This is a genomic window from Escherichia sp. F1, from assembly GCF_046764225.1.
GTDB lineage: Bacteria > Pseudomonadota > Gammaproteobacteria > Enterobacterales > Enterobacteriaceae > Escherichia > Escherichia coli.
Genome location: NZ_CP177202.1, coordinates 3,239,911 through 3,253,243 on the forward strand (window position 1 = coordinate 3,239,911; position 13,333 = coordinate 3,253,243).

Genomic DNA, 13,333 nt, shown 5'->3' on the forward strand with positions numbered 1-13,333 from the left:
GTGTTTTCATGGAATTTACCACCGGATTGATGTCGCTCGACACCGCGCTTAATGAGATGCTTTCTCGCGTTACCCCACTGACCGCCCAGGAAACGCTGCCACTGGTACAGTGTTTTGGTCGTATTCTGGCGAGCGATGTCGTTTCGCCACTGGATGTCCCGGGGTTTGATAACTCCGCAATGGACGGCTACGCGGTGCGTTTAGCCGATATTGCCTCCGGGCAACCGCTGCCCGTTGCCGGTAAATCCTTTGCCGGTCAGCCATACCATGGTGAATGGCATGCGGGTACCTGCATTCGTATTATGACCGGTGCGCCGGTGCCGGAAGGCTGCGAAGCGGTGGTGATGCAGGAACAGACTGAACAAACGGACAATGGCGTGCGTTTTACTGCTGAAGTGCGTAGCGGGCAAAATATTCGCCGTCGCGGTGAAGATATCTCTGCAGGTGCGGTTGTTTTCCCGGCGGGAACTCGCCTGACTACCGCTGAACTGCCAGTGATTGCTTCACTGGGGATTGCCGAAGTTCCGGTGATTCGTAAAGTGCGTGTAGCGCTGTTTTCTACCGGTGATGAACTCCAGTTGCCAGGCCAGCCGCTGGGCGACGGCCAAATCTACGATACAAACCGTCTCGCCGTACACCTGATGTTAGAACAGCTGGGATGCGAGGTAATCAACTTAGGGATTATCCGCGACGATCCCCATGCCCTGCGCGCCGCTTTTATTGAAGCCGACAGCCAGGCGGATGTGGTGATCAGTTCCGGCGGTGTTTCAGTGGGTGAAGCGGATTACACCAAAACCATTCTTGAAGAGCTGGGGGAGATCGCCTTCTGGAAGCTGGCGATTAAACCAGGTAAACCGTTCGCGTTCGGAAAACTTTCTAATAGCTGGTTCTGCGGCCTGCCGGGCAACCCGGTTTCAGCGACGCTGACCTTCTATCAACTGGTACAGCCTTTGCTGGCAAAACTAAGCGGTAACACCGCCAGCGGCCTGCCCGCGCGCCAGCGCGTACGCACAGCGTCCCGCCTGAAAAAAACGCCAGGTCGCCTTGATTTCCAGCGCGGCGTGCTGCAACGCAACGCTGACGGTGAGCTGGAAGTTACCACCACCGGGCATCAGGGTTCACATATTTTTAGTTCTTTTAGTCTCGGTAACTGCTTTATCGTGCTGGAGCGCGATCGCGGCAATGTTGAAGCGGGCGAATGGGTGGAAGTAGAACCGTTTAACGCGTTGTTCGGAGGCCTGTAATGGCGGAACTCAGCGATCAGGAGATGCTGCGCTACAACCGGCAAATCATTCTGCGCGGCTTTGATTTTGACGGCCAGGAGGCGCTGAAAGATTCTCGCGTGCTGGTAGTGGGCCTGGGCGGCCTCGGCTGTGCAGCCTCGCAGTATCTGGCAAGCGCCGGTGTCGGCAACCTGACGCTGCTCGACTTCGACACGGTTTCGCTCTCGAATCTGCAACGCCAGACTCTGCACAGTGATGCCACGGTCGGGCAACCGAAGGTGGAATCCGCCCGTGACGCCCTGACGCGGATCAACCCACATATCGCGATTACGCCAGTCAATGCACTGCTGGATGACGCAGAACTTGCTGCGATGATTGCAAAACACGATCTGGTGCTCGACTGTACGGATAACGTTGCGGTACGCAATCAACTGAACGCAGGCTGTTTTGCCGCGAAGGTGCCGCTGGTTTCCGGCGCGGCAATTCGTATGGAAGGGCAAATCACGGTCTTCACTTATCAGGACGGCGAACCGTGCTATCGCTGCCTTAGCCGTTTGTTTGGCGAGAACGCGTTAACCTGCGTAGAAGCAGGCGTGATGGCACCGTTGATCGGCGTAATTGGTTCGTTGCAGGCAATGGAAGCGATCAAACTGCTGGCAGGTTATGGCAAACCGGCCAGCGGGAAAATCGTCATGTACGATGCGATGACCTGTCAGTTTCGTGAAATGAAACTGATGCGCAATCCGGGGTGTGAGGTGTGCGGGCAGTAATTGCCACCTCCAGGCCTGATAAGACGTGGCAGGCATCGGTGCACTCCGCCACGTCATCAGCAATTTATGAGGATGCAGAACGTCCGGTTAAATCGACGTTCTGCCAAACGCTCCCTGCCAGTCCTGCTCAAACTTCGCCACAGCGGCATCAACCGCCGGATAGCTAATCATCTGTTGTGCCACATCCAGTGGCAGAGTAATTGATTCACATCCTGCCAGTAAGCAGTCCAGCGCCTGACGCGGGGTTTTGAAACTCGCTGCCAGCACTTTCGCCTGCGGCGCATGCATTTTCAATAACTGGTGTAAGTCGGTCACAGTCTGAATGCCGCTACCGCCCTGAGCATCAATACGATTAACGTAAGGCGCAACATATTCCGCACCTGCCAGCGCCGACAGCAGCCCTTGTGCTGCGCCATATACCGCGGTTCCCAGCGTCGGAATCCCTTCCGCTTTTAACATCTTAATCGCTGCCAGCCCCTCGGCGGTCACCGGAACTTTCACCACGATATCCGCAATAATAGAACGCAATTTACGTGCGTCATTCACCATCCCTTCAGCAGTGGTAGCCATTACCTGGGCAAACAGACGCCCCTGACCGCCCATCGCTTCATGAAGTTCCGGAAGCACAACCTCCAGCGGTTTTTTACCCGCGGCGATAATGCTTGGGTTAGTGGTCACACCCGCCAGCGGAAAAATACGTGACAGCGCCTTCACCGCAACAACGTCTGAAGTATCCAGATACAGTTCCATAACCATCCTCAAAATGTACTTTTTGTCTGAATGTAGACTATCACGGGAAAACTCTCTGAACAGTTGACGCACATCAATCTAACTTTCATTCGAAAGTATTTTAATGTTTGAACGAAACAGAGAGGCAACTATGATTTTCAATATTCAGCGCTACTCGACCCATGATGGCCCCGGTATCCGCACGGTCGTATTTCTTAAAGGCTGTTCGCTGGGCTGCCGCTGGTGTCAGAACCCGGAAAGCCGCGCCCGCACGCAGGATCTGCTGTATGACGCACGACTGTGTCTGGAAGGCTGCGAGCTGTGCGCTAAGGCCGCGCCGGAAGTGATTGAGCGCGCGCTGAATGGTTTGCTTATTCATCGGGAAAAGTTAACCCCGGAGCATCTGACGGCGTTAACCGACTGCTGTCCGACACAGGCGTTAACCGTGTGTGGTGAAGTGAAAAGCGTTGAGGAGATCGTGGCGACCGTTTTGCGCGATAAACCGTTTTACGATCGCAGCGGCGGCGGCTTAACGCTTTCTGGCGGTGAACCCTTTATGCAGCCGGAAATGGCGATGGCGCTACTGCAAGCCAGCCACGAGGCAGGCATTCATACTGCGGTAGAAACCTGCCTGCATGTGCCGTGGAAATATATCGCCCCTTCTCTGCCCTATATCGATCTGTTTCTTGCCGATTTAAAACACGTTGCCGACGCACCGTTTAAACAGTGGACCGACGGTAACGCCGCCAGGGTGCTGGATAACCTGAAAAAACTCGCCGCTGCGGGCAAAAAAATCATTATCCGCGTGCCGCTGATTCAGGGCTTTAATGCCGACGAAACCTCTGTAAAAGCCATTACCGATTTTGCCGCCGACGAGCTGCACGTTAGCGAAATTCATTTCCTGCCCTACCACACGCTGGGCATCAACAAATATTACTTACTTAATCTGCCCTATGACGCCCCGGAAAAACCGCTTGATGCGCCAGAACTGCTCGACTTTGCCCAGCAGTATGCCTGCCAGAAAGGGTTAACCGCGACCTTACGAGGATAACAACCATGACCACACTGAAACTGGACACGCTCAGCGACCGCATTAAAGCGCACAAAAATGCGCTGGTGCATATTGTGAAACCGCCGGTCTGTACCGAGCGCGCGCAGCACTATACTGAGATGTATCAACAACATCTCGATAAGCCGATCCCGGTACGTCGCGCGCTGGCGCTGGCGCATCACCTGGCGAATCGCACCATCTGGATCAAGCACGATGAGTTGATCATTGGCAACCAGGCAAGCGAAGTTCGCGCCGCGCCGATCTTCCCGGAATATACCGTCTCCTGGATCGAAAAAGAGATTGATGATCTGGCGGATCGTCCGGGTGCTGGTTTTGCGGTGAGCGAAGAGAACAAACGTGTTCTGCATGAAGTGTGCCCTTGGTGGCGCGGTCAGACGGTACAGGATCGCTGCTACGGCATGTTTACCGATGAGCAAAAAGGTCTGCTGGCGACCGGAATCATTAAAGCGGAAGGCAATATGACCTCCGGCGATGCGCACCTGGCGGTGAATTTCCCGCTACTGCTGGAAAAAGGTCTTGATGGTCTGCGCGAGAAAGTAGCGGAACGTCGCTCGCGCATCAACCTGACGGTGCTGGAAGATTTGCACGGCGAGCAGTTCCTGAAAGCGATTGATATCGTGCTGGTGGCAGTCAGTGAACACATTGAACGTTTCGCTGCCCTGGCGCGTGAAATGGCCGCGACCGAAACCCGCGAAAGCCGTCGCGATGAACTGCTGGCGATGGCAGAAAACTGCGATCTTATCGCCCACCAGCCGCCGCAGACTTTCTGGCAGGCGCTGCAACTGTGTTACTTCATCCAGTTGATTTTGCAGATCGAATCTAACGGTCACTCAGTATCTTTTGGTCGTATGGACCAGTATCTGTACCCGTATTATCGTCGCGACGTTGAACTCAACCAGACGCTGGATCGTGAACACGCCATCGAGATGCTGCATAGCTGCTGGTTGAAACTGCTGGAAGTGAACAAAATCCGCTCCGGCTCGCACTCGAAAGCCTCTGCGGGAAGTCCGCTGTATCAGAACGTCACCATTGGCGGACAAAATCTGGTTGATGGTCAACCAATGGACGCGGTGAATCCACTCTCTTACGCGATCCTCGAATCCTGCGGTCGCCTGCGTTCCACTCAGCCTAACCTCAGCGTGCGTTACCATGCAGGAATGAGCAACGATTTCCTCGACGCCTGCGTACAGGTGATCCGTTGCGGCTTCGGGATGCCGGCGTTCAACAACGACGAAATCGTGATCCCGGAATTTATTAAACTCGGTATTGAACCGCAGGACGCTTACGACTATGCAGCGATTGGTTGTATCGAAACCGCCGTCGGTGGCAAATGGGGCTATCGCTGTACCGGCATGAGCTTTATCAACTTCGCCCGTGTGATGCTGGCGGCGCTGGAAGGCGGTCGTGATGCCACCAGCGGCAAAGTGTTCCTGCCACAAGAAAAAGCGTTGTCGGCAGGTAACTTCAACAACTTCGATGAAGTGATGGACGCGTGGGATACGCAAATCCGTTACTACACACGCAAATCAATCGAAATCGAATATGTCGTCGACACCATGCTGGAAGAGAACGTACACGATATTCTCTGCTCGGCGCTGGTGGATGACTGTATTGAGCGAGCGAAAAGTATCAAGCAAGGCGGCGCGAAATATGACTGGGTTTCTGGCCTGCAGGTTGGCATTGCTAACCTCGGCAACAGCCTGGCGGCAGTGAAGAAACTGGTGTTTGAACAGGGCGCGATTGGTCAGCAACAGCTGGCTGCCGCACTGGCGGATGACTTCGACGGCCTGACTCACGAGCAGCTGCGTCAGCGGCTGATTAACGGTGCGCCTAAGTACGGCAACGACGATGATACTGTCGATACGCTGCTGGCTCGCGCTTATCAGACCTATATCGACGAACTGAAACAGTACCATAACCCGCGCTACGGTCGTGGTCCGGTTGGCGGCAACTATTACGCGGGTACGTCGTCTATCTCCGCTAACGTACCGTTTGGCGCGCAGACTATGGCAACGCCGGACGGGCGTAAAGCCCACACCCCGCTGGCAGAAGGCGCAAGCCCGGCTTCCGGTACTGATCATCTTGGCCCTACTGCGGTCATTGGCTCGGTGGGTAAACTGCCTACGGCAGCGATTCTCGGCGGCGTGTTGCTCAACCAGAAACTGAATCCGGCAACGCTGGAGAACGAATCTGACAAGCAGAAACTGATGATCCTGCTACGCACCTTCTTTGAAGTGCATAAAGGCTGGCATATTCAGTACAACATCGTTTCCCGCGAAACGCTGCTGGAAGCGAAAAAACATCCGGATCAGTACCGCGATCTGGTAGTGCGTGTCGCGGGTTATTCCGCCTTCTTCACCGCGCTCTCTCCAGACGCACAGGACGATATCATCGCCCGTACTGAACATATGCTGTAACTCTTCCGCCCGGCGGCCACCGTCGCCGGGCCAAATCATTCACATCATCAATTTCAGCCTCGCTTTCATTCGAAATATAATTTGTGCTCTGCGTCACATTGTTATTACACTGTTACGGTTTCATTTTCGAGCCAGGAGCACACCTATGAGCGTAAAAGTTATCGTCACAGACATGGACGGTACTTTTCTTAACGACGCCAAAACGTACAACCAACCACGTTTTATGGCGCAATATCAGGAACTGAAAAAGCGCGGCATTAAGTTCGTTGTCGCCAGCGGTAATCAGTATTACCAGCTTATTTCGTTCTTTCCTGAGCTAAAGGATGAGATCTCTTTTGTCGCGGAAAACGGCGCACTGGTTTACGAACATGGCAAGCAACTGTTCCACGGCGAACTGACCCGACATGAATCGCGGATTGTTATTGGCGAGTTGCTAAAAGATAAGCAACTCAATTTTGTCGCCTGCGGTCTGCAAAGTGCATATGTCAGCGAAAACGCCCCCGAAGCATTCGTCGCACTGATGGCAAAACACTACCATCGCCTGAAACCTGTAAAAGATTATCAGGAGATTGACGACGTACTGTTCAAGTTTTCGCTCAACCTGCCGGATGAACAAATCCCGTTAGTGATCGACAAACTGCACATAGCACTCGATGGCATTATGAAACCCGTCACCAGTGGTTTTGGCTTTATCGACCTGATTATTCCCGGTCTACATAAAGCAAACGGTATTTCGCGGTTACTGAAACGCTGGGATCTGTCACCGCAAAATGTGGTAGCGATTGGCGACAGCGGTAACGATGCGGAGATGCTGAAAATGGCGCGTTATTCCTTTGCGATGGGCAATGCTGCGGAAAACATTAAACAAATCGCCCGTTACGCTACCGATGATAATAATCATGAAGGCGCGCTGAACGTGATTCAGGCTGTGCTGGATAATATCGCTCCTTTCAATAGTTGATCTTCCCCCTGGCCGAAGTGACCACTTCGGCCTCTCTCCTTTTTGCTCGCTTTGTGCACTGACTCAAGATTTTTATCTTGCGTTAACTTATTTTTAACTTAATGTATCAATCGTAATCATTTTACTTTCGAATGAAAGAAGCGAGGTTGATATGACTTTTTCCTGTGAGACGCTGCCCACAGATGCGAAAGCAGCTATCCGAGAGATGAAAGCTGCGCTGCGGGAACAGCTCAGTGATGTGCAACAGGTTTTCGATACACTCTCTGCAAAAATCGAAACGCGTGTTGCTGAAATCGATGCCCTAAAAGCGCAAGGGCTGCCGGTTTGGCCGGAAGTTTCTTATAGTGATATTGCCGCAGGTACAGTAAGCGATGCCACTCGCAATGAAATTAAACGTCGCGGCTGTGCAGTCATAAAAGGCCATTTCCCTCGCGAGCAGGCGATGGCGTGGGATCGTGCCATGCTCGATTATCTTGATATCAATCATTTTGATGATGTTTATAAAGGCCCTGGCGACAGTTTTTTCGGCTCGCTGGAGGCTTCTCGTCCCGAAATCTATCCCATTTACTGGTCGCAAGCACAGATGCAGGCGCGGCAGAGCGAAAACATGGCTGCTGTGCAATCTTTTCTAAACCGACTGTGGACGTCTGAAAGCAACGGCAAACAGTGGTTTAATACTGATATCAGTGTGATTTATCCAGACAGGATCCGCCGCCGCCCTCCAGGTACTACATCTAAAGGCCTGGGCGCGCATACCGATTCTGGTGCGCTGGAACGGTGGTTATTACCCGCTTATCAGCGCGTTTTTGCCAATGTGTTTAATGGTAATTTCGATGATTACGATCCCTGGGATGCTGCACACCGGACCGATGTCGAAGAGTACACGGTAGATAACACTACAAAATGTTCGGTGTTCCGCACGTTTCAGGGCTGGACGGCGCTCTCTGATATGTTATCGGGTCAGGGATTGTTACATGTGGTGCCTATCCCGGAAGCGATGGCGTATGTTTTATTGCGCCCGCTGCTGGATGACGTACCGGACGATGAACTGTGCGGGGTTGCACCTGGCAAAGTTCTGCCCATTTCAGAGAAATGGCATCCACTACTGCTTAAAGCGCTGACTTCCATTCCCGCGATAACAGCAGGGGATTCCGTCTGGTGGCACTGCGATGTGATTCACTCCGTCGCGCCAGTAGACAATCAACAGGGTTGGGGCAACGTGATGTATATCCCTGCTGCGCCAATGTGCGAGAAAAATCGGGCTTATGCACACAAAGTCAAAATGGCGCTGGAAAAAGGCGCATCACCTGGCGACTTCCCGCGGGAAGATTATGAAGCAAACTGGGAAGGCCGCTTTACGCTGGAGGATCTGAACATTCACGGTAAGCGCGCACTGGGCATGGATGTTTGAGAGTTAATGGAAGTGAATTGATGTGGGATTAAGAAAATCGATTCGACGTTACTCAGATTGCTGACAAATGCGCTTTGTTAATGCCTGATGCGGCGTTAACGCCTTATCCGGCCTACAAAGTCCTGCAGATTCAATATATTGCAGGTACTGCGTAGGCCTGATAAGCATAGTGCATCAGGCAATCTTGCGTTTGTCATCAGCCGCCGTCACCCCGACAGTATCGGGCTGACGGATAATAACTTACTCGATCCCTTTACTACGCAGATAATCTTCGTAATTACCGCTAAAGTCGATCACGCGTTCCGGGGTGATTTCCAGAATTCGGGTCGCCAGGGAGCTTACAAACTCACGGTCGTGAGAAACAAAGATCAGCGTGCCCTGATACAGTTCCAGCGCCATGTTCAGCGACTCAATGGATTCCATATCCAGGTGGTTGGTCGGCTCGTCCATGATCAGAATGTTCGGCTTCTGCATCATTAATTTACCAAACAGCATCCGCCCTTTTTCCCCACCGGAAAGCACTTTAGCTGGCTTTTTGATGTCGTCCTGGCTGAACAGCAAACGACCGAGAATGCTGCGTACCGCCTGCTCGTCATCGCCTTCCTGCTTCCACTGGCTCATCCATTCGAACACGGTCAGATCATTTTCAAACTCATATTCGTGGTCCTGGGCGTAGTAACCAATGCGTGCGTTTTCAGACCATTTTACGGTGCCGCTGTCCGGTTGCAGATCGCCCACCAGCGTTTTCAGCAGCGTTGATTTACCGACGCCGTTGGTACCCAGTACCGCAAGTTTTTCACCGACCTCCAGCAGCAGGTTGAGATTTTTAAACAGCGGACCGTTATAAAACCCTTTGGTCAGACCTTCCACTTCCAGCGCGTTACGGAACAGTTTCTTATCCTGTTCAAAACGGATGAACGGGTTCTGACGGCTGGAGGCTTTCACCTCTTCCAGTTTGATTTTATCAATCTGGCGCGCGCGCGAAGTTGCCTGGCGAGATTTCGAGGCGTTGGCGCTAAAGCGGCTAACGAAAGATTGCAACTCAGCAATCTGCGCTTTCTTCTTGGCATTATCAGCCAGCAGACGTTCACGCGCCTGAGTCGCCGCCGTCATGTACTCATCGTAGTTGCCCGGATAAACGCGCAGCTCGCCGTAATCCAGATCCGCCATGTGGGTACAAACCATGTTAAGGAAGTGACGGTCGTGCGAGATGATGATCATGGTGCTGTCACGCTCGTTCAGCACCTGTTCCAGCCAACGAATGGTGTCGATGTCGAGGTTGTTGGTCGGTTCGTCGAGCAGGAGAATGTCTGGATCAGCAAACAGCGCCTGCGCCAGCAGCACACGCAGCTTCCAGCCAGGAGCAACTTCACTCATCGGGCCATAGTGCTGTTCCACTGGAATTCCCACGCCAAGCAACAGTTCACCGGCGCGAGCTTCCGCAGAGTAACCGTCCATTTCGCCGTATTTCACTTCCAGATCGGCCACTTTATAGCCGTCTTCTTCACTCATTTCCGGCAAAGCATAGATGCGGTCGCGCTCCTGCTTCACTTCCCACAACTCTTTATGCCCCATGATCACCGTATCCAACACAGTGAACTCTTCAAAGGCAAACTGATCCTGACGCAGTTTACCAATGCGCTCGTTGGGATCGAGGGAAACGTTACCCAGCGTCGGCTCAAGGTCGCCGCCGAGGATCTTCATAAAGGTGGATTTACCACTACCGTTCGCGCCAATCAGGCCGTAACGGTTGCCGCCGCCAAATTTGACGGAAATGTTTTCAAACAACGGCTTACTGCCGAACTGCATGGTGACGTTACTGGAAACTAACACAGGCGTATCCTGAAAAGAGATATGACAAACCGCGCATTATGCCATAAGTCTGAAAGAAGATCCTGCTCCTCGCTTAAGGTCTACACTCAAGCCAAAGGCAAAAAATGTGATTTCGTACACATCTGATTTCACTGTGAGCTGGAATGAACTTATAATGCGCTTCCAATACTCTAATATTCTCAACCCAATGGCCTGCCAGGCACAAAATCTCGCTTAACATGAATATGAAATTGAAAACATTATTCGCAGCGGCCTTCGCTGTTGTCGGCTTTTGCAGTACCGCCTCTGCGGTAACTTATCCTCTGCCAACCGACGGGAGTCGCCTGGTTGGTCAGAATCAGGTGATCACCATTCCTGAAGGTAACACTCAGCCGCTGGAGTATTTTGCCGCCGAGTACCAGATGGGGCTTTCCAATATGATGGAAGCGAACCCGGGTGTGGATACCTTCCTGCCGAAAGGCGGTACTGTACTGAACATTCCGCAGCAGCTGATCCTGCCGGATACCGTTCATGAAGGCATCGTCATTAACAGTGCAGAGATGCGTCTGTATTACTATCCGAAAGGGACCAACACCGTTATCGTGCTGCCGATCGGCATTGGTCAGTTAGGCAAAGACACGCCTATCAACTGGACCACCAAAGTTGAGCGTAAGAAAGCAGGCCCGACCTGGACGCCGACCGCCAAAATGCACGCAGAGTACCGCGCTGCGGGCGAACCGCTTCCGGCGGTCGTTCCGGCTGGTCCGGATAACCCGATGGGGCTGTATGCACTCTACATCGGTCGCCTGTACGCTATCCATGGCACCAACGCCAACTTCGGTATCGGCCTGCGCGTAAGTCATGGATGTGTGCGTCTGCGTAACGAAGACATCAAATTCCTGTTCGAGAAAGTGCCGGTCGGTACTCGCGTACAGTTTATTGATGAGCCGGTGAAAGCGACTACCGAGCCAGACGGCAGCCGTTATATTGAAGTCCATAATCCGCTGTCTACCACCGAAGCCCAGTTTGAAGGTCAGGAAATTGTGCCAATTACCCTGACGAAGAGCGTGCAGACAGTGACCGGTCAGCCAGATGTTGACCAGGTTGTTCTTGATGAAGCGATCAAAAATCGTTCCGGGATGCCGGTTCGTCTGAATTAATCGTCAAAACGTAAAACAAAGGCGGACTCATAATCCGCCTTTTTAATTTGCCAGACCTTATCCCGCCGGGATCATAACCAACAAAACATATCCCACCAGCGCCGCCCACAACAGCATCGGTATTGAATAGAGATGGAAACGCCACCAGATACGGCGATCGTTCGCCATCCGTAACGCAATCAAATTTGCCAGCGATCCGGGTAATAAACCAAAGCCCCCCACGTTTACCGCCCATGCCAGCAGCAACGACGGCGGCACATAGTTCAGCAACAATATGGTACTCGGCACGTTACTGATCACCTGCGATAGACCGATTGCCGTTAACCATAATCCGGGTTCGGATAAATGACTCACGTTACTTAACACCCCCTGCAAAGCTGGCAGTTGGGTTAGTAAATGGACGTCGATAAACATCGCCATAAACACCAGCAGCAGCGTCCAGTCCACACTGAGCACCACGCGACGTGCCAGCAGCGCAAAGCCCACCGCCACAATCACCAGTCCCCACAGCTCTTGTTTTAACTCCAGCGCCATCAGAAAGACGATATACAGCCCCAGACAACTCCACACCAGCCGCGGTTTCCACTCCGGCGTTTGCGCCCCCGTATGGTATTGCAGCGCCTTTCCAGGGAAACAACACCAGCACAACAGCAGGAGTGTCAGCATCATTGCGCCAGCCAGCGGTGCCATTTGGGCAATAAATCCGGCAAACGAAAGACCAGAACGTCCCCATATAAGAATATTTTGCGGGTTGCCAATTGGCGTCAGTAGCGAACCAGCGTTGACTGCCAGCGCTTCAAAAATAATCAGCCGATTAACCGGGATCTCACACAGTCTTTTTAGCGTGATAGTCAGCGGAACAACAATAAACAGCGCGACATCGTTGGTCAGAAAGGTAGAAAGCAGCGCCGCCGCCAGCACCATAAACATCGCCAGCCGACGCTCCGTAGCAAAGCGGCGCACCATTTTGCGCCCCAGCACATCAAAATAACCGCTTAACTCCACACCTTTGGTCAGCAGCATCAGGCCGCTTAAGGTGATGATGGTGTGCCAGTCGATAGCAGCAGGCCAGGATTTCGGTGCAAAGGGAACAAAAAAACTTAATCCGACGCCAACAAGAATTAATAACTGAAAAAAACGATCGCCTTGCAGCGTGCGTAAAAAAGGCAGGCTCATTTGGCACCGTGTTTCTGGGTAAACAAACGAAAGGCATCCAGCGTCTCTTCACTAACATGGTGCTCCATGCCTTCCGCGTCGCGACGGGCGATTTCCGGACTGACGCCCAACACCAACAAGAAATTTTCGACTATCTGATGTCGCTCGCGGCTTTCCTGCGCCAGTTTCTCTCCTTCTGCCGTTAAAAACACGCCACGCCAGGGGATCATTTCAATCAGCCCCATGGTTGCCAGCCGCTTAAGCATTTTCGCCACCGTCGGTTGCGAAACCCCCAGACGAGCAGCCATGTCCACCTGACGAGCTTCCCCCACTTCCCTGATCAAGTCAGAAATCAGCTCAACGTAATCATCAATAAGCTCGCGCCGATGCGCCTCTCTGACCTGGCGGAACCCTTCAACGTGCTCTTCCACGTTCACTAACTGCGTCACTTTTTTTGCTGTTGGCGTACCTGCGCGACGACTCATTGTGCTTCCTCATTATGGTGACGCATACATAGCGTTCTCATTTCGTGCGCACATTGTAAACCAGAGTTGCGAAGGTACAAAAAATTAACGTTTTAGCAATAGCTATATAATATAGCCTGTGCTATATCTGTATGTAAT

The 13,333-nt window shown here is 52.6% G+C and carries 11 protein-coding genes; 7 read left to right on the forward strand and 4 right to left on the reverse strand.

The features are described from left to right. Positions 1-8 precede the first annotated feature (8 nt). Together moeA and moeB are read left to right on the forward strand one after the other, a co-directional pair. Positions 9-1,244 carry a molybdopterin molybdotransferase MoeA gene (gene moeA, locus ACK8NJ_RS15755; RefSeq protein WP_411961781.1) on the forward strand — a complete coding sequence of 412 codons (1,236 nt, stop codon included), beginning with the start codon at positions 9-11 and terminating at the stop codon, positions 1,242-1,244. After that, positions 1,244-1,993, forward strand: coding sequence for a molybdopterin-synthase adenylyltransferase MoeB (moeB, locus tag ACK8NJ_RS15760; protein WP_000829255.1), 750 nt, complete (start codon positions 1,244-1,246; stop codon positions 1,991-1,993). The genes moeA and moeB overlap by 1 nt, the downstream gene beginning before the upstream one ends. A gap of 87 nt (positions 1,994-2,080) precedes the next feature. Here the strand turns inward: moeB and fsa are convergent, their stop codons facing one another. Further along, positions 2,081-2,743, reverse strand: a complete 663-nt coding sequence (gene fsa, locus ACK8NJ_RS15765) for a fructose-6-phosphate aldolase (protein WP_001305948.1) — start codon at positions 2,741-2,743, stop codon at positions 2,081-2,083. Between the two features lie 130 nt (positions 2,744-2,873). Here fsa and ACK8NJ_RS15770 point away from each other — a divergent pair, with 130 nt between their 5' ends. The 4 genes from ACK8NJ_RS15770 (at position 2,874) to ACK8NJ_RS15785 (ending at position 8,583) form a co-directional block, all read left to right on the forward strand. After that, positions 2,874-3,773, forward strand: coding sequence for a glycyl-radical enzyme activating protein (locus tag ACK8NJ_RS15770; protein ID WP_256270585.1), 900 nt, complete (start codon positions 2,874-2,876; stop codon positions 3,771-3,773). 5 nt (positions 3,774-3,778) lie between these two features. Then, positions 3,779-6,211: a glycyl radical protein gene (locus tag ACK8NJ_RS15775; protein WP_000209345.1), complete on the forward strand. Its 2,433-nt coding sequence runs from the start codon at positions 3,779-3,781 to the stop codon at positions 6,209-6,211. A 145-nt stretch (positions 6,212-6,356) separates the two neighbouring features. After that, on the forward strand, positions 6,357-7,172 hold the full coding sequence (gene ybiV / locus ACK8NJ_RS15780; protein WP_000114269.1) for a sugar-phosphatase YbiV: 816 nt from the start codon (positions 6,357-6,359) through the stop codon (positions 7,170-7,172). 151 nt (positions 7,173-7,323) lie between these two features. Further along, positions 7,324-8,583 (forward strand): DUF1479 domain-containing protein, encoded by a 1,260-nt coding sequence (locus tag ACK8NJ_RS15785; protein WP_256270584.1) that lies wholly within the window; start codon positions 7,324-7,326, stop codon positions 8,581-8,583. Positions 8,584-8,823: 240 nt separating this feature from the next. On the opposite strand, the gene ACK8NJ_RS15790 is transcribed toward ACK8NJ_RS15785, so the two are convergent. After that, positions 8,824-10,416, reverse strand: coding sequence for an ABC-F family ATPase (locus tag ACK8NJ_RS15790; RefSeq protein WP_411961782.1), 1,593 nt, complete (start codon positions 10,414-10,416; stop codon positions 8,824-8,826). A 218-nt stretch (positions 10,417-10,634) separates the two neighbouring features. On the opposite strand from ACK8NJ_RS15790, the gene ldtB reads away from it, so the two are divergent. Next, a complete protein-coding gene (gene ldtB, locus ACK8NJ_RS15795; protein WP_001056384.1) occupies positions 10,635-11,555 on the forward strand; it encodes a L,D-transpeptidase in 921 nt (306 codons plus the stop codon). Positions 11,556-11,612: 57 nt separating this feature from the next. Here the strand turns inward: ldtB and ACK8NJ_RS15800 are convergent, their stop codons facing one another. Then, positions 11,613-12,731 carry an anion transporter gene (locus tag ACK8NJ_RS15800; protein WP_411961784.1) on the reverse strand — a complete coding sequence of 373 codons (1,119 nt, stop codon included), beginning with the start codon at positions 12,729-12,731 and terminating at the stop codon, positions 11,613-11,615. Next, the gene (gene mntR / locus ACK8NJ_RS15805; RefSeq protein ID WP_000091016.1) at positions 12,728-13,195 is read right to left on the reverse strand and encodes a manganese-binding transcriptional regulator MntR; all 468 of its coding nucleotides are present in this window, start codon (positions 13,193-13,195) and stop codon (positions 12,728-12,730) included. The genes ACK8NJ_RS15800 and mntR overlap by 4 nt, the downstream gene beginning before the upstream one ends. Between the last annotated feature and the right edge of the window lie 138 nt (positions 13,196-13,333).